The 17,622-nt window shown below is 41.4% G+C and carries 17 protein-coding genes; 10 read left to right on the top strand and 7 right to left on the bottom strand.

Translation table 11 applies throughout. The features are described 5' to 3' along the window. Nucleotides 1-97: 97 nt before the first annotated feature. The 6 genes from ACEQZT_RS04465 to ACEQZT_RS04440 all read left to right on the top strand — a co-directional run bounded on the left by ACEQZT_RS04465 (nucleotide 98) and on the right by ACEQZT_RS04440 (nucleotide 4,910). On the top strand, nucleotides 98-2,971 hold the full coding sequence (locus ACEQZT_RS04465; protein WP_370087647.1) for a tetratricopeptide repeat protein: 2,874 nt from the start codon (nucleotides 98-100) through the stop codon (nucleotides 2,969-2,971). Nucleotides 2,972-3,064: 93 nt separating this feature from the next. Further along, on the top strand, nucleotides 3,065-3,253 hold the full coding sequence (locus ACEQZT_RS04460) for a hypothetical protein (protein ID WP_370087645.1): 189 nt from the start codon (nucleotides 3,065-3,067) through the stop codon (nucleotides 3,251-3,253). 100 nt (nucleotides 3,254-3,353) lie between these two features. Continuing rightward, nucleotides 3,354-3,968, top strand: a complete 615-nt coding sequence (locus ACEQZT_RS04455) for a hypothetical protein (protein ID WP_370087643.1) — start codon at nucleotides 3,354-3,356, stop codon at nucleotides 3,966-3,968. Beyond that, on the top strand, nucleotides 3,968-4,342 hold the full coding sequence (locus ACEQZT_RS04450) for a DUF423 domain-containing protein (protein ID WP_370087641.1): 375 nt from the start codon (nucleotides 3,968-3,970) through the stop codon (nucleotides 4,340-4,342). The genes ACEQZT_RS04455 and ACEQZT_RS04450 overlap by 1 nt, the downstream gene beginning before the upstream one ends. Beyond that, complete coding sequence (locus ACEQZT_RS04445; RefSeq protein ID WP_370087639.1) at nucleotides 4,342-4,500, top strand: zinc ribbon domain-containing protein; 159 nt, start codon at nucleotides 4,342-4,344, stop codon at nucleotides 4,498-4,500. Before ACEQZT_RS04450 ends, ACEQZT_RS04445 begins: the two co-directional genes overlap by 1 nt. A gap of 107 nt (nucleotides 4,501-4,607) precedes the next feature. Beyond that, nucleotides 4,608-4,910 (top strand): hypothetical protein, encoded by a 303-nt coding sequence (locus ACEQZT_RS04440; protein WP_370087637.1) that lies wholly within the window; start codon nucleotides 4,608-4,610, stop codon nucleotides 4,908-4,910. 441 nt (nucleotides 4,911-5,351) lie between these two features. Here the strand turns inward: ACEQZT_RS04440 and sppA are convergent, their stop codons facing one another. Beyond that, the gene (gene sppA, locus ACEQZT_RS04435) at nucleotides 5,352-7,085 is read right to left on the bottom strand and encodes a signal peptide peptidase SppA (protein WP_370087635.1); all 1,734 of its coding nucleotides are present in this window, start codon (nucleotides 7,083-7,085) and stop codon (nucleotides 5,352-5,354) included. 82 nt (nucleotides 7,086-7,167) lie between these two features. Between sppA and folK the strand changes: the two genes are divergently transcribed. From folK to ACEQZT_RS04415, 4 genes are read left to right on the top strand one after another with little or no spacing between them, the layout of a single operon-like run. Further along, the gene (gene folK, locus ACEQZT_RS04430) at nucleotides 7,168-7,659 is read left to right on the top strand and encodes a 2-amino-4-hydroxy-6-hydroxymethyldihydropteridine diphosphokinase (protein ID WP_370087633.1); all 492 of its coding nucleotides are present in this window, start codon (nucleotides 7,168-7,170) and stop codon (nucleotides 7,657-7,659) included. A gap of 1 nt (nucleotide 7,660) precedes the next feature. Next, nucleotides 7,661-8,407, top strand: a complete 747-nt coding sequence (locus ACEQZT_RS04425; protein ID WP_370087631.1) for a sulfite exporter TauE/SafE family protein — start codon at nucleotides 7,661-7,663, stop codon at nucleotides 8,405-8,407. Nucleotides 8,408-8,417: 10 nt separating this feature from the next. Continuing rightward, nucleotides 8,418-9,911, top strand: coding sequence for a lipopolysaccharide biosynthesis protein (locus ACEQZT_RS04420; protein ID WP_370087629.1), 1,494 nt, complete (start codon nucleotides 8,418-8,420; stop codon nucleotides 9,909-9,911). Next, nucleotides 9,908-12,340 carry a YfhO family protein gene (locus tag ACEQZT_RS04415; RefSeq protein ID WP_370087627.1) on the top strand — a complete coding sequence of 811 codons (2,433 nt, stop codon included), beginning with the start codon at nucleotides 9,908-9,910 and terminating at the stop codon, nucleotides 12,338-12,340. Before ACEQZT_RS04420 ends, ACEQZT_RS04415 begins: the two co-directional genes overlap by 4 nt. Here the strand turns inward: ACEQZT_RS04415 and ACEQZT_RS04410 are convergent. Genes ACEQZT_RS04410 through ACEQZT_RS04385 form a run of 6 tightly spaced genes read right to left on the bottom strand, consistent with a single transcriptional unit; the run spans nucleotide 12,325 to nucleotide 17,189 of the window. Then, a complete protein-coding gene (locus tag ACEQZT_RS04410) occupies nucleotides 12,325-13,014 on the bottom strand; it encodes a methyltransferase domain-containing protein (protein ID WP_370087625.1) in 690 nt (229 codons plus the stop codon). The two genes, ACEQZT_RS04415 and ACEQZT_RS04410, sit on opposite strands and share 16 nt — an antisense overlap. Next, nucleotides 12,995-13,687 carry a glycosyltransferase family 32 protein gene (locus ACEQZT_RS04405; protein ID WP_370087623.1) on the bottom strand — a complete coding sequence of 231 codons (693 nt, stop codon included), beginning with the start codon at nucleotides 13,685-13,687 and terminating at the stop codon, nucleotides 12,995-12,997. Before ACEQZT_RS04405 ends, ACEQZT_RS04410 begins: the two co-directional genes overlap by 20 nt. Next, the gene (locus tag ACEQZT_RS04400) at nucleotides 13,684-14,595 is read right to left on the bottom strand and encodes a glycosyltransferase (protein WP_370087621.1); all 912 of its coding nucleotides are present in this window, start codon (nucleotides 14,593-14,595) and stop codon (nucleotides 13,684-13,686) included. The genes ACEQZT_RS04405 and ACEQZT_RS04400 overlap by 4 nt, the downstream gene beginning before the upstream one ends. Further along, on the bottom strand, nucleotides 14,585-15,229 hold the full coding sequence (locus ACEQZT_RS04395; protein ID WP_370087619.1) for a sulfotransferase family 2 domain-containing protein: 645 nt from the start codon (nucleotides 15,227-15,229) through the stop codon (nucleotides 14,585-14,587). The genes ACEQZT_RS04400 and ACEQZT_RS04395 overlap by 11 nt, the downstream gene beginning before the upstream one ends. Continuing rightward, nucleotides 15,230-16,096 (bottom strand): sulfotransferase domain-containing protein, encoded by an 867-nt coding sequence (locus ACEQZT_RS04390; RefSeq protein WP_370087617.1) that lies wholly within the window; start codon nucleotides 16,094-16,096, stop codon nucleotides 15,230-15,232. Then, a complete protein-coding gene (locus ACEQZT_RS04385) occupies nucleotides 16,089-17,189 on the bottom strand; it encodes a DegT/DnrJ/EryC1/StrS family aminotransferase (RefSeq protein WP_370087615.1) in 1,101 nt (366 codons plus the stop codon). Before ACEQZT_RS04385 ends, ACEQZT_RS04390 begins: the two co-directional genes overlap by 8 nt. Nucleotides 17,190-17,622: the final 433 nt, after the last annotated feature.

Raw genomic sequence — 17,622 nt, 5'->3', positions numbered from 1 at the left:
CCACCTAATCACGCATAGCACCGTGGGTAGAAGTAAAGCTCCTTTGATCTATTCAGGGGAGCTTTTTTTATATCTTTAGTCACCAAGCATATACACCATGTTTAAAAAAATAATCCTTACTCTTTGCTTCTTTACCGCCACATTTCTTCTTTCTGCTCAGGTACGTCCTTTCCTGGATAGTTTGAAAAACGATCTTCAGGTGGTCACCGATGATTCACTGAGGTTTCGAGTACTCGATGAACTGGCATGGACTTACAGGCGAATGGACGCAGATTCAGCACTGATGTACGGGAAAATGGCTATCGAGCAAGTAGAAAAATTGAAAGATGATCGACTGACCGCCATTGCTTTTTCTACCAATGGAGTCATCAAGATGCAAAACAACATCGCTGATTTTGGTATAGGTGACTTAAGGAAGTCGCTCTACTTCAATCTCAAGGCAAACGATCAAAGAGGGATTTCTTCCAATTATAATAACCTGGGAAATGCCTATGAAAGCATGGGAGTCTATGACTCTGCCATCACCTACTATGGTAAATCCATCCAAATCAAAATGGAAACCGGGCGGGAAGAGTCGGCAGCCAGCACGATGAGTAATCTGGGCCTGGTGTACATGAAATTAGAGAATGCAGAAAAGGCGATGGAATACTATCAGGAAGCACTCGCTATTGTTGGGGAAGAAAGTAGCCGAGCCAATGGGATCTTTAACAATATGGGTATCGCTTACTCAAAGCTTGGTCAAAGCGACAAGGCCCGACACTATTTACAAAAGGCCGTAAGCAATCTAAGCTCAGAAGGAAACGAATTGAGATTTGCGAGCACATACGGGAATATCGCAGAGTCCTTTCAGGATGATAAAATGTACGATTCTGCCTTGTACTACGCTCACAAATCGTACGATCTTAAAAAGAAATTCGGTCAGGGACTCACGCTTACCTATGCCACCATCACCCTGACTAAAATTTACAGTGAACTAGGAAATCATACCAAGGCAAAAGAATACGCTACTGAGGCAGTCAGTATTGCAGAGCAATATGATAATCCTGAACGACTTTCTGAGGCCATTTGGTTTTTGGGCGTAGCAGAAGCCGGTCTCAAAAACTTTGAAACAGCGGCCAAACTTTTTCAGGAATACACAGAAATAAGAGAGAAAATAACAAGTGAAGCGATACTACAAGCCGCTGAAGATGCCGAAGCAAAGTTCCAGAATGAACTAAAGGAAAAGGAAAATCAAATCCTGCGTGAGGAAGCTATCATTCAAAATCAAAGAATTCGAACGCAAACCATTATGATCATTTCAGCGATTGTGATCGTCATTCTGCTCCTGGTTATCGCATTTATTCTCAGAAATCAACTGGCATTGCGAAAGAAGCTGCTTCAAAAGATTGAGGCACAATCAGCCAAGCTTAAAGAGCTGGATCAGGCCAAGACACGCTTCTTTGCTAACATTTCTCATGATCTACGCTCACCACTCACACTCATATTGGGTTCACTCGACAAAATCACCGAACGTGACTATGAAATACTGGATAAGGAATCAAAAGAACTATTGGATCTGGGGATTAAAAACGGGAAGCGGCTGCTCTATCTTGCTGACGAAATCATGGATCTGACACGACTGGAAGAAGGTAAGATCAACCTCGACCTTCAGTACGTCAAGATCGTTCCCTACTTACGACTCCTTACCAAGATGTTTAGCAGTGCCGCAGACATTAAGTCTATCAAACTAAAATTTACCAGCCATGCGGAGGATGAAACTACTCTGCAAATAGATCCACATCAGTTCGAAAAAATCATTTACAACCTCCTATCCAATGCTATAAAATTTACTCCACCAAATGGAGTTGTTGATGTGCAGCTCAACACGGACAAGGCATACCTTGAAATCGCCATCTCAGATTCAGGTCCCGGCATTCCTGCCGAAAGCCTCGATCTGATCTTCGATCGCTATTATCAATCAGCGGCTGCAAATGCTGCACAGGCGGGTGTTGGGATAGGTCTTGCTCTGGTGAAGGAGTTGGTAGAGTTGCATGGAGGCAGCATAAAAGCGGCAAGCGGAGACAATGGATCTGTATTTATCATTCGGTTTCCATTCAAAAAGAGCGATTGGGTTTCAAAAGCCATCATTCCGGAACGATCCCTGGATGTAGTCACACGCAATTCCCTCTGGATGGATTTGCAGGAAGAAAAGGAACGACTACAGGTGCCCGGAATAAAAAATGCAGACCCTGATGCGAAAGCTGTACTGATTGTAGAAGATCACAAAGAGTTGCGAACGTACCTCCAGAGCATCCTCAATAGTGAGTTCAGGGTTTTCCTTGCTGCCAATGGCGCTAGTGCCCTGGAGCTTTTGCAGGCCGAGAAAATCGACCTGATCATCACAGACCTCATGATGCCGTACATGGATGGATTTGAGCTGGTGGATCACCTGAAAAAGGACAAAACATTGAAAAAGATCCCAGTAATGGTAGTGAGTGCTCGTACAGATAAGAAAGAAAAGCTGGACTTGATTTCAAAGGGTGCTGAGGATGTGATCAGCAAGCCTTTTGATAAAGAAGAACTGATGCTGAAGATTCAAAACATTATGAGTCGCGAATGGGACAGCAACAAAGCGCTCACCAAACTGTATAGTGAAACAGCTGAGGAATTTGAGAAAAATATCATGCAAAAGATGGAAGCACTCATCATCAAACGCGTGGATGACCCTCACCTATCTGTCCTCGATCTGGCTGATGAAATGGCAGCAAGTGAGCGTAAAGTCTATCGGATGATCAAGAAAATCTCGGGACTCACACCTTATGAATTGATCAAAGAGGTGCGATGGCAATATCTGGAAAATTACCTGAAGGATCACAAGGTGCAAACTGCTACCGAAGCGGCACAGCTCATAGGTATGAACAATGCCAGCTCTTTTGCTACTCAGTATGAAAAACGTTTCGGACAGCCTTTTAAGGAGGTATTGAGCAATTAAATACACTTTGGCAGGATTTGAAAGACACTTGGCAGGATTTGAAAATCAAATCTTCTCACATTCGAATTACGAAACCAAATTAAATCCACCATCATGCAAGTTATTTGGTACAACACCGCCGTTCAGTCCTACCAGTTTGGAAGCTATGAAGAATTTCAAGCCAAAATCTCCGGGAAACCACATGAGATATTAGCCCTGGAGCGATTCAGAGATGCATCGGAAAGAACATTGATAAAAATTGTGGCAGAGCTGAACAAGTGCCAGCTCTCGCGCTTAAGGTAATCCCCTGACTAGGGATTTTTGGACTATAGCTGGTTGACAGCCCCTGACTTCTTACTGTCAGGGGTTTTTTTATCTTTGAGATAACAACACATACCCATAAATGAAATCAGCCATCTCCCTCCTCGTCCTCATCCCCTGCCTTGGCTTTTCTCAGGCCAAAACAGCCGAAGAACTCAGAGCTCAGGACTTGAAAAAATACACCATCGAAAGTGCTGAAATCACTTATGAGATTTCGGGAGACGCCTCAGGCGAGGAATCCATGGTTTTCACAGATTTTGGATGGACCAGTCTGAAGCAGCAGACCATGACATTCGAGCTGTATGGTATTACCAGCACCCAGTCTGTTTATGAAATCACTGATGGGGATTTTGTCTATCGGCTCAATGAGGAAGATTCTACCTACACATTGAAAAAAGATTTTAAATGGAGCCAGCAGGCATCCTACAAAACACCGGATCAGGTTTCGGAAGCCATTTTGTTTTCCATGGGTGGTCAGCAGGCAGAGGATGCCATGCTGTTAGATAAAAAGTGTCAGATATGGACCTTTGAAGGGAAAGCCATTCAGGAGCTATGGGTGTGGAATGGTCTGGTACTAAAAAGAAAAATAAAACTAGGAGATCGCGACATAGAAGCCACAGCGACTGAAGTAAAGCTGGACGTCTCTCCGAACCCCATTCTTTTTACTTTTCCTGAATACTACACAGAACAGAAGTAATGCATAAACTCTTCCTCATCATATCTTCCATCTCAGGCATACTGGCAGTAGGACTAGGGGCTTTTGGCGCGCATGCACTCAAATCCAAGCTGGAAACAGAAGGCACGCTGGACATCTATCAAACAGCAGTACAGTATCAGTTTTATCACACGCTGGCGCTGCTGGGCATAGCTCTGCTCATGACCAAAATAGAAAGCCAGTGGCTCACCTATGCAGGCTATAGCATTACACTAGGCATTCTTATATTTTCAGGATCACTTTATGTATTGTGCTTTACCGGCATGAAGTGGCTGGGAGCTGTCACGCCTATCGGTGGGTTGATGTTTATAGCCGGTTGGCTGTGTCTATTGATGACGGCCATAAAATCACTGTGATGAAAACCAAAGAATGTCCATCCTGTGCCATGGAGGTAGACATCTCCTCTACCGTCTGCCCTATCTGTCAATACGAGTTTGCTGAAACAAGCACCAACTACAAGTGGATCGCTATTGTCTTGATTGTTGTGATGCTGTTGTATCTGTTTGTGTTTTAAAGAAAGCCTCATAAACTAAAAAGCGGACACTTCCGCTATATTTGAAAGGAAGTAACGTTTTGCACGGGTTTGTGTGCGTTACATTAATGTTAGCAAAAATAGTCGCTATGAAAAAAAGCATGCTTTTCGTTTTTACCATAATAACTTCCTCAGGGGTTACTGGACAAAATCTGGATCAAAAATATGCGAAGGATGTTGAGTCGATAGACGCTATTATAACTGCCTACTACGATGTTGTTTCAGGTTCAAGTAATGAACCCTGGGATTTGAAAGAGATAAATACATTCATTCAAAAAGTGCATTTATCACAAGAATCGATGAAAACGGACGAGCTGATACCCATTCGCTGGAGGCAGAATATATACCCATTGGATTATCCCCAAGAGAAGATTTTTTTGAAAAAGAACTAAAACGGAAAGTGAGTCGGTATGGTAACATTGCACAAGTATGGAGTGCATTTGAAATACGAACGGACCCAAACATTGAATCTTCTATTAGAGGACTTAACAGCATACAATTGCATTACGAAAACGGTCGTTGGTGGATTGACAGTTGGACAACTGAAATGGAATCTGAAGACAATAGTCTAGTAACTACTTTCCTGAACAAAGAATGAACTTTTGCTAACAGACAATATTGCGCATGGCCTTACTTAGTCATCTGCAAAGTGTCTGCGAAACATCCCGCTTAGCAGCCACCAAGAAAGTGAAGTGCTTTCTACTGAGTTCTGCTCGTGGGAGATTTTTATTTGTGTTGGCGCAGTGTCAGTTTGATACTTTGAATGCACCGGCAGATAAGCTACTTTTATCGCAATTAATAAAGCTCGGAGGCCACAGCGCCATATCTGGGCGTTACCTCACCTCAAGATTCCCCGGCACCCTCGCTTGCAGTCCTTTATGTTGGTTTAGTTCTTTCACTGCTTTGGCCATAGGGTCGGCATCCATCCCAAACAGCGTAAACTGCACCTTGGCATTCATCTTTTCCAGAAACTCCTCAATGAATGGCTTTTCTTTAGGGTAGTACGAAATACCATAATCATCTTCTATACCTGCAGCTTTGGCCGCTAGTTCAACGGCATCATAAAAATCACCCAGCTGATCCACCAGTCCATTGCTCAATGCCTGCTCACCGCTCCATACCCGGCCACTCGCTATTTTTTTCAAGTCATCCTGCGTCATGCCTCTGGCATCCGCCGCTTTTTGGGTAAATACTTCATACCCCTCATTTACTCCACGCTGGATGATCGCTCGTTCGGCATCTCTGAGCGGACGAGTCAGGGTATAGATATCCGAGTATTCACCGGTCTTCACTACATCATGCGTGATCCCTATTTTATTTTCCAGAAACTCCCCGAAATTGAACCACATCCCGAAGATTCCAATGGAACCTGTAATCGTATTTGGCTGAGCAATGATCGTATCCGCTGGCATGGCTATGTAGTATCCGCCTGAAGCCGCAGCTCCACCCATCGAGGCAATGATTGGCTTCTTACCCTTGGTCAGCATCAGCTCTCTCCAGATCATATCCGAAGCGGTCATGCTCCCTCCTCCGGAGTTTACCCGCATCACGATGGCTTTTACTCGGTCATTATTTCTAGCCTTTCGGATTTCTTCCGCATAGGTTGCTCCCACAATGCCTTCATCACCTCCCATGACAATGTCACCTTCGGCCACTATTACAGCTATGCGGTTTCGGGAGTAATTACTTTCCTTCTCGATAGCCTGGATGTATTTATTCATCTTCATCGTTCGCAGCTCTGCACTTTCGGATAAGCCCAGCTTCTGCTTCATCACGCTCTTCAGTTCATCTTCAAATCCAACTTTATGCACCAACCCCACATCTTCGGCATCTTTCGGTAGACTCACCTTCATCTGATCCGAGATCTCTGCGAGCTTATCTACCGGAATCTGCACAGAGTTTGATACGTTCGATAAATAGATGTTGTACATAGAATTGAGCAGCTCAGAATATTGAAGTCTGTTTTCTGCACTTAAATCCTTTCTGATATAGGGCTCCACATAGCTTTTAAATTCGCCAACCCTGAATATCTCCGGCTTGATGTCAAGTTTATCAAACATCCCTTTAAAGAAGGTGATATTCACATCCAGCCCATTGAATTCGATGGCACCCGTCGGGTTCAAAAACAAGCTATCAGCTACCGACGCTACGTAATAGTCACCTTCGCTGAGGTACTCACCATAGGCATAAACGAACTTTCCAGACTCTTTGAAATCCAGCAGCGCGTCCCTGATCTCCTGCAATCCTGCGTAGCTGGCTGCCAGGTACATCGGCTCTACATAGATTCCCTTGATCCGATCATCGGTCTTAGCTTTTTTAATAGCTGATATTATGTCAAGCAGGCTTTGAGCCGGAGGAGCATCAGCAAATACAGTAAGGAACGGATCTTCTACTGCCTTTTCCTGTAAAACGCCCGTCATAGGAAAGTAAAGGACAGAGTTGGTCTTTACCGTAGGAGCTTCATCAGCCGAGGCTGAAGCTACAATTCCTATCAGCATGAAAAAGCCAATGATTGAAAAAATGATGAGGCCCACTATGGTAGCCAGAAGATTCCTTAAAAAAGCCATGGATATTTTTTAGTACGTTTAATTAGTCTTTGAAAGCAGCAAAAGTAAGACGAGGTTTGCAAACATTGGATTTAGAAAGTATATGAACGGAATTTATCTCCTACTGGGCAGCAATATGGGCAACCGGCTGGAATACCTGAGAGAGGCCGAGCAGCTGCTCATTCAGCATGGCATACATGTGATTGATGAGTCGTCTATTTACGAGACTGAGCCGTGGGGTAAGGAAAATCAGGATTGGTTTTTAAATGTGGTTCTACAAATTGAATGCTCTAAAAGTCCCGAAGAGCTACTAACCACCATACTAAGTATTGAAAAATCATTGGGTAGAATCCGTAAGGAAAAATGGGGTGAGCGCTCCATCGACATTGATATACTCTACTTTCATGATGAGATCGTTGAAACTGACCAACTGACCGTACCACACCCGGGCATCCCCGATCGGAAGTTCACACTAATCCCCCTTGTAGAAATGTGTCCTATAGAAATTCACCCAACACTCAACCAAAATCAGATGGAATTGCTGGCTGCATGTAAGGATGAATTAGATTGCAAGCTCACAGACTATAAGCTTTGATATGACTGTACTGGAAGGAGCTTTTCTAATTGCCACCGGAATCTTTGCAGGGTTTATTAATACCATCGCTGGTGGCGGCTCACTGATTACTTTGCCGTTGCTTATCTTTCTTGGCTTACCATCGGCAGAAGCCAATGCTTCTAATCGGGTAGCCATTTTTGTTCAAAATATTTTTTCTGTCGCAGGCTTTCAAAGCAAAGGCGTTCGAATCTTTCCATTTGCAGTGTGGGTCGCTATCCCGGCTACTATTGGCGCCATCGTCGGGTCAAAAATTGCTGTAGATATCAATGAAGATGTATTCAACAAAATATTGGCAGTGATCATGCTGATGGTCATGGGAATTACGGTATTTAAGCCCAATGTAAAAAAAGAGGCGTCAGAGATGCTCACCACAAAAAAGGTGTGGCTGAGTGTAATCATTTTCTTCTTTTTGGGAGTTTATGGAGGATTTATACAGGCGGGAGTAGGCTTTTTGATCATTGCTTCTCTTACCGCGATCCACGGGTTTAAAATGGCCAAAACCAACGCTATCAAAGTGTTTGTAGCGTTAACCTATACTGTTGCAGCACTTGTGGTCTTTTATCTCAGTGATAAAATAAGGTGGGAATATGGACTTGTGCTGGCAGTGGGCAATGCAACAGGAGGATGGATTGCAAGTCGGTGGTCGGTGGAGAAAAGTGATAAACTCATCCGTATGATATTGCTAGTGATGGTGGTGGCACTTTCTATTAAATTGTGGTTTTTCTAACAGAACTTTTGTGGGAGTAGTCATTAAGCAAAGTTTTTGGGGAACAGTGATCGCCTACCTGGGGGTCATCGTTGGATACTTCAATACACTGTACTTGCGTGCGGAGTATTTCGATCTTTCTCAGATTGGTCTTTTCACCCTGATCACTGCCAATGCCATGATTGTATCACCGGTCTCATCTTTTGGGATGGGTAGCTCATTTATCAAGTACTTCCCCTCCTTTGAGGCAGGTAAGCGAAATCAGTTTTTTACCTTCCTCCTTCTCATCACCATTATCGGAAATGGATTAGTACTGCTCACGGGTTTTTTACTGAGAGATCATATAGCTGCACGATACCTTGAGACGGCACCTACCTACATCAACTATCTTTCAATTACGGCCATCATCATTGTGTCTAATAGTTTGTTTGAACTCTTTTTCAGCTACAGCCGCACGATCATGAAGGTGATATTCCCTTCCTTTTTAAGGGATGTGTACTTGCGCATTGCTTCGCTACTTCTTGTCTTTGGCTATGCGATCGACTGGTGGAATTTTAATGGTGCTGTGATTGGACTGGGCTTAATCTATTTACTGGCATTCGTTTTCTTATTCATCCAGCTGGTGGTTTACCACGGCTTCCGATTCAATTTCTCCTTTGGCTTTATTGATAAAAAATGGCGTATTAATCTTTTGAAATTTGGCAGCTACTCCATGCTGCTGGCAGGAAGCTTTGCTCTACTAAATAATGTCTCGTACGATCAGGTTACGACTATTCTTGGGCCGGAAATGAATGGAATATTCACCACCTGTTTTTTTATAGCAATGATCGTGGAAATGCCCAGGCGAAATATGGCCAAGGTGATTTCTCCGATTCTGTCATCAGAATTTGAAAAAAATAACATGGCGGAAGTGGAGAAGCTTTACAAACGAGGCTCCATCACCATGTCTGTGCTTGGCCTACTTCTTTTCATCGGTATCGTCACCAACCTACAATCACTTTTTGATTTCATTCCAAAAGGGTCAGATTTTCAAACAGGATTTTGGGTAGTAATAGGCGTGTGTCTGGTGAAGCTGAGTTTGATGACCTCAAGTTTTGCAGGTGAGATCATCAACTTTTCTGAAATGTATAAATACAACCTGATTTTTCAGGTATTGGCAGCCGTCATTCTGATTGCTCTCAATTCGATTTTCATTGCGCAGTGGGGACTCAATGGTGCTGTGATCAGCTACATGTCTGCTATCTTTTTTCACATCTTGCTAAAGGTAGCCTTTGTGAGATATCACTTTGGGATTCATCCGCTCATGAAGTCTCACGTTCCACTTTTCATAATTGGCGCTTTGGTAACCATTTCTGCCTACTTTTTCAAAACAGGTCTTCATCCTGTTTTTGATATCACCATCAGATCCATACTTACGGTCATCGTTTATGTATTCCTTATTTATCGATTTAGAATCTCAGCCGATATCAATAAAATCATTCATTCTACCTTTGAGCGATTCTTGAAAATTAACCTTCCAAAATGAACGCAGCACTTAAGAAAAATCTACTCACCCACGGACTGATCATTCTGGGCTTTTTATTAATCACCATTCTTGTTCACTACCCTTCCTTTTTAGGTGATAAAACGATCCACCAGCATGACATTTTGCAAGGGCAGGGTGGTAACAATCAGCTTCAGTTGCACCGAAGTGGAACTGGTGAAGAAGCACTTTGGAATCCGTATATGTTTAGCGGAATGCCGGCCTATTTGACAGGAGTACAATATTCCGGAGATCTATTAAGATATGCGTACAAAGCAGCTATGATCGGGATGGGACATCCGGAGGGTATCATGTTCCTATCATTTGTAAGCTTCTACATTCTGCTGCTATGCTTCAAAGTGAGACCACTAATTGCGGCTGCCGGAGCGATTGCTTTTGGTTTGAATGGCTTCAATGTCATAGGAATCATGGCTGGTCACAATGCGAAAATTGCAGCTGTAGCATTGATGCCATTGGTGCTTGCAGGAATTCATTTGACTTTTTCAGGTAAACGCTGGCTTGGTTTTGGGCTGACTGCTCTATCACTTGGGTTGCAGATTCGTGCAAATCACCCGCAGATTACCTACTACCTGGTGATCATTGTGGCGGCCTACGGAATCAACTTGATAGTCAATGTCATCAAAGAAAAAAGCTACAAGGAATTTGGAATCAATGCTGCCCTAATGATACTTGCAGCTGTGCTGGCTGTGGGTGCTAACTATGGACGACTGGCCACCACATTGGAATATAGTAAGTATACAATCAGAGGAAAATCAGAACTGAAAAGTGATCAGCAAGCATCTTCAGGTCTGGACAAAGAGTATGCTTTCCGCTACAGCAATGGAATTGCAGAACCCCTTTTTCTTTTTGTTCCAAACATTTTCGGAGGCTCATCGCAGCAGGAGCTTACTCCAAAATCTGCGGTAGCCGATGCACTTAGAAGTGCGGGCTACAATCGTTCGCAGATCACCCAGCAGATTCAGGCGATCCCCACCTATTGGGGAGATCAGCCACTAACAGCGCCGTACTACGCTGGTACATTGACCGTTTTGCTATTTATATTAGGTATACTTCTGCTTCCTAAAAAACATAAAGTTTGGCTGATCACACTAGTGATTCTTGGCATAATGATGAGCTGGGGGAAAAATTTCGAAGGATTTAACAACTTCCTCTTCGACTACCTACCGGGATACAACAAATTCAGATCGGTCACCTTCACCATCATCATCACCATTTTTGCTATGAATCTGCTAGGGTCCATTGCTTTAGAAAAGCTAGTGAGCAGTGAATGGAATGTAGCGCTGAAAAAGAAAATCTATATTCTGTTCGGAATAGGGGGTGGTTTCTTGATCGCACTTTTGGTTTTTTCCGGCGCACTAGGATACCGAGGTGCTATTGATGCTCAGCTACCTGACTGGTTCATTGATGCGATTAGAGAAGACCGACAATCACTGCTGATTAAAGACAGCTTGAGAGCTTTAATGTTTGTCGTTTCCTTTGCTGTGATGGCCTGGGCAATCTTCAAAAAGAAAGTAAAAACCAACCAGGTTATGTTAGGGCTGGTTTTCATTGTGTTTGTGGATAGCTTTTCATTGACAAAAAGATTTCTCGGAGAGGAAAAATTTGCAAAAGATCCATCTGAGGAATTCTTCCAAATGACAGAGGCAGATAGAGCCATTGCCTCGAGGGCTCTATACGGTGAGCGGGTGCTGAACTTACAAAATCCGTTTAATGAAAACAGAACATCCTACTACCATGAATCGATTGGTGGATACCATGGCGCGAAGATTCGTCGCTACCAGGATTTAATTGATTACTGCATCCAGTCCGAGTTGCAAACGGCCATTGGGAATCTTCAAAGTCAGTCGACTGATTTTTCCGATCTGCAGGTTCTGAATATGCTAAATACGCGCTACCTGTATTTTGGAACGCAGCAAAACGGAGTGATCCCCAATCCGGCTGCTAACGGAAATGCCTGGGTGGTTTCGGAAATTATTCCTGTTAATTCCGCCGATGAAGAAGTGGGGCAAGTTTGCGCTATCAATACCAAATCTCAAGCTTTAATAGATCAGACCAAATTTGCCATTCCTCAGGTTTCAGGATTCGGATCGATCCAACTTACAGAGAAGACACCCAACAAGGTGAGCTATACAGCAACAATAACCGGAGGCTCTGCGCTGGGTGTATTTTCAGAAATATACTATCCTAAGGGGTGGACAGCCACCATTGATGGGACTGAGGTAGACATCCTCCGAGCTAACTATGTCCTCAGGGCATTGGAGATACCTGAAGGCACTCACGAGATTGTGTTTGAGTTTAAGCCGAAAATTTATCAGTCTGGTAATAACATTATGCTACTAAGCTCTATAATAATCTTAGCAGCATTCTTGATTACACTCGGTTTCGCTATTCGCAGTTACTTCCGCTTATAGATGTAAAAATCTGCAAATGATCCAGTAAGAGAGTTGCCCTTATATGGGTACTTGTTGGGAATGTGAGTTTCTAAAAAGAAGTCAGGAAACATTGCTTCCACATCTGCTGTGAATTTTCTGTGGCGCACCTGAGGATAGTAATTATCCGTGTTTTCTTCATTGTTGGATGAGTAAATAATTACTGCTTTTTCAGCTGCTCCAAACAGTGTTTTCAAATAGGATTGGTAAACATCATCTTCTACAAGGTGGAAGATCACATCCAAAGAAATGGATACATCAAACTTTTCTGAACCGTAATCACTCATCAGTCTGAAGTCCCGGTTATCCTGACCTTTGAAATGCTCCCTACACATTTCAACAGCAACTTCACTTATATCATATCCGACATAATTTGGGTAATCAATCAACTTAACCTGATTCCCGTCTCCACTTCCAAATTCAACAAATGTGGAAAAATTGTTTTGCTTAATTAATTCGTTAATCACATCCGCTTTGAACTCTGCTAATTCATTATAGGATCCGAAACCCGAGTGTCCGCCCTGAACATACTTTTCGGTCCAAAACTGAGTTGATGATTTAAAATTCTTACTTCGCTTTCTTAATAGGTATTGGTTATGAATTCGCTTTACCAGAGGTCCGACCAATGGTAATGTCTTAATTTTTCTTAAAAACATTCGTGTTCTTTATCTTATTCAAAATCAGTTTAAGCTTATTTGTCTTGTTCCAGCTAGCCATGTAGTGATGCACGGTAAACGTGTTCTCTTTGACATCTTCAAAGAAGAAATTATTGAGTGGTCGTTCAGGATCATAAGGGTTGTATGGATAAAAAGCTTCTCTGGGTAACAACCTAGCATTAGCTATGATTTGATCTCCATAGTCTTTTAATCCATGCTCTCTTAATACAGCCGTCGTTACTCTCGGGGAGGTTAGTTGTTCTTCGCCTTCTAAATACATCTTTTTCATGAAATCCATCATTTCAAGTAGCAAGGCAAAACCTTTCTCTCCCCCCATTACTGCATTATTCACAAAGTTTCTTTGAGAAAATCCCAGAAAGCACTTTTCTGACAACAGAGGATCGAAATCACGGACAATTTCTATATCCGAATCGAGATAAATACCACCCTCGGAGTGTACAGCATGCAATCTTACAAAATCAGATACAAATGCATAATTCTTCTTTTTATATGCACTTTGAATTACCGGCTCTGACATTGGAGAGTTGCTCTCGTCCCAAAGCTTATATTCATAGTCAGGCAATTTTTTTTTCCAATTTGCCAGACACTTTTCAACTAGAAGTGGATATGCCGACTTCCCAAACCAACAATAATGTATCTTCCGAGGGATCATGTTCTTGATTTATAATTTAGAATGCTTTGCAGGTAAAATTGAAACTTAGAGTAAATCTCAACTTTAGCATTTTCTTTAAAAAAATCCCTTTTAAAAAGCTTGAAGCATGCAAAGAAAACAGTAAAAGTTACACTAAGAATCCCCTGGATTGTGAAAACGATAAGTTTGCCAGGATTTGTCTTTTTCCCATGCCAATAGACCTTCCCTTTATTCTGAAAGCTCTCAATGAAAAAGGATACTTTTTGTTTCCTTAAAGGCACTAGGTGATCTATCAGAAGATCTGTATTTATACCAAGCTTAAGTCCATTTTTTTTCAACTGCCGTTGAAGAACTATCTCCTCACCATAGCTTAAAATATCTCCATTCATTCCTATGTCAGTAGGAAAGCCATCGGATGACATAAGTGCCATTCTATCATATACCGCATTACCTCCACTTATAAACTGGATTCCAGATAATTCATAAACCCCTTTTTGCTTAAAAAACTTCTGGTTCGACCCGTAAGAGTCTTTATACCATTTGACCTTGCCTTCCTTATACCATGGAAGATATATACCTCCAAAAGCTCCAAAATCATAGCTTTTAATGGTTGACAAAATCACTTTCACCCAATTGCTATGTGCCATTGCATCATCATCAAGATAAGCGACCCAAGAAGTAGCTGCTTCTCTATACCCTCTATTTCTTGCGAAACTTAGTCCTTGTTCTTTTTCGATGACTTCCCTAATTGAAAGGATTTTATGAAAGCTTTTTACAACTTCGGATGTATTATCATCGCAATTATTGCTAATCACCAATACATCAAAGTCATTACACTTCTGATTGACTAAGGAGTCCAAGCAGTATTTAAGTAGGCTGGCTCGGTTATAGGTACAAATGATAACCGTTAAAATTTTGTCAGAAGTCATAGTCAAAATTTCTAAGGTCGCTTTGATACAATTGATTGATCTTTTTAACGGTAGAGGGCGAGTAGTACTCTTTATAATTCCTCTTTATTGAAGATTTATTTTCAAATGGAATCTTGTCCATCGGTAAATCAAAAATCCGATTAACCTCATTGGCCAAGTTTTCAAAGCGTCCAACTTCATCCATTGGCAGCTTTTTGTTTATAAATAGATATTTGGTATATGGCCAGAAGAAGTAGTGGTTGGCCACCAATCGTCTATTGAGACCTGACTCAATAAAATGTTCAAAAGAATTGAATTCACTAAGAAATTTTAAAGATGTAGTGGGATGTACTTTTATCCATTCTTGTCCGTAGTAATAGGTAGAAACCAATCGATCAAAAGGGTTTCTCACAAAGCCAACTTTACGATATCTTTTGAATTTTTCAGGGTTTATTAGTGAGAGCTCACAGGCAGAGTAATGCCATGGATCATCGCCATACATCAGCTTAGATACACTTGTCCCTCCTGTCTTGGGTGTATGAATGAATATAGTTTCATTTCTATCATAAAAGTTCTTGTAAACACTTGACCTATTAAGTCTCTCATTGAAGAGTTCAGGAACTATAGAACTTAAAAATCTACTTCTAAAAACCATTCAATTATCAAGGGTTACTATAGGAGTTAAAAGATTCCGAGCATCTTGATCAGCGTAATGTTTTCCTAGTTCGGACAGTATATGTTTCTCTTTAGCTGTAATCTCTGGCAAAGAAGAGCCATTTAACTTGAAATATATTTCAGACGCAAACTGAGTCATTTTTTTTGGTATGATCTTCTTAATACTCATTGCTGATAAGTGAAAAGCTCTATTTCGTACCCGATATGATTCATTAAGCTTTTCAAAGCTAAAGGAATCATAGAAACCAGATTCAATCTTAAGAATTCCACACATCATCCTCATCAAATATAGAGGCCTCTTCAAGTCTGAAAAATCAAAAACGTAAACCCTATCTCTCCCGACTTTTTCAATCCACTTATTTATCAAGGATACGATCTTGCCTCTTTCAAAATTTTTACCACTAAACCGATTTCCATCGTATCCTAAATACTCCATCAAATCACCCTTAAAGTCTTTAGTCTTATATTTCATAAAAACATACTCAGACCAAATTCGCTCAACAGGATTTCTATAAATAAAGAATAATAATGGATTGCTATCTAAAGATGGTATTGCCTCGAATGCGTTGGTAGAGTCTATATACCCTGCTGTTGCTTCCATGATTATTCTCTCGTTTTCAACCTCTGAAAATAATCTGTTGTAAGCAGACATACCGTGCTCAATATAATTACAACTCTGATTATAGGAATTTATGTGATCAGCAAAAAAATGCGTCTCCTTTTGCTGCGTCCCAAAACATTCAGGATGTGCATTCAGCCAATTAAAAATTGACGTAGTACCTGTCTTTGGCGGACCAACAATGATAAGATTTGGAAGCTGCATCTTTTCAAGAGAAATACTATTCATCAGAAGTTGAATTGTTTAAAACTTCACAAACCCTACCCACCCACTCTTCTTTCATCTCAGGATAAATTGGAAGGGAAATTACCTCATTGCAAAGTTTTTCAGCTATGGGAAAATCACCCAATTTATGATTTTGATCTGCGTAGCACTTCTGAAATGGTAAAGGTGTTGGATAATGGATTCCATAGCCAATCTCTGCTTTATCAAATTTTTTAATCAATGATGTTCGGTCTTTGCTCTGAATCACAAAGAGGTGGAATGCATGCCTTAAATCTTGCGGGATGATTGGTAGTACAACTCCGCTCAACTTATCCGCATACCAAGCTGCCACCTGCTGACGGGCATCTATCCATTTTTCCAAGTGGGGAAGTTTAGCTTTTAAAATTGCTGCTTGTAGAGAATCTAACCTACTGTTTCTTCCAACAACCTGATGGTCATGTTTAGACATCTGTCCATAGTTTGAAATCATTCTACATGTTTGAGCAATCCCGTTATCATTGGTGATTATACCTCCTGCATCACCATAGGCTCCCAAGTTTTTAGTTGGATAGAAACTGAAAGCTGAAACATCACCAAATGTTCCAACTCGCTTGCCATCTATTTCCGCGCCATGAGCTTGTGCACAATCCTCCACAACTTTCAGATTGTGTTTTTTAGCTATTGCAAGGATATCGGTCATTCTCGCAGGTAATCCATAAAGATGCACCGGAATAATCGCTTTGGTTTTATTTGATATTTTGATCTCTATTCCGTCCGGATCAATGGTTTTCTCAGATTCGAGAACATCCACAAATACCGGTTTTGCTCCAACATTACTCACCGCCCCTGCAGTGCTCATCCAGGAAAGGGCCGGAACTATCACCTCATCCCCTATTCCAATTCCTAAAGACTTAAGCGCGATTTCCAGAGCGTCTGTTCCATTAGCAACACCTATGCAGCGCTTTGCCCCGAGATAATCAGCAAAATTCGATTCAAACTGATGGACTATATCCCCTTGAATGTAACTACCTTGATTGATCACCGAGAAAACAGCCTCATCAATCTCATCTTTAATAGAAAGATACTGTGCCTTTAAATCTGTGAATGGAACACTCATTTGATTATTAATCAATCCCAATTTCTCTTTCAGCCTTGAATTCGATGCACAAGTAAAGTCTATACGCTTTCACTCAAGATTTAATATCTTATAATAACAAACGACTTTCTTTGAAAGAAAACCGAATCGGATTTCAATCTAATATGATTACAAATATCCCGGAAATCGAATGATTTGAACCTATTTTTCGAAATTAATAGACCTTACTTTTCGTGAATAAAAAGTGACACAATTAGTGAACAAGGTAAGGATGTAAAAAAGATTAGAATTAACTTCTCTCAACTCCCAATCAACCAAAACAGACCAATTAATATTACTGCCTTCACAATAAAGGTGGCGTTTGAACTAAAATTCGGATTGTTTAAGACCAATTGAAGTTTTCTCATTTTACAAAGGAAGGTGATAGCAAAATGACCTACAACGAATCTTGAAT

The organism is Ekhidna sp., from assembly GCF_964218185.1.
Classification (GTDB): domain Bacteria; phylum Bacteroidota; class Bacteroidia; order Cytophagales; family Cyclobacteriaceae; genus Ekhidna.
This window is presented reverse-complemented; position numbering and strand designations above follow the sequence as displayed.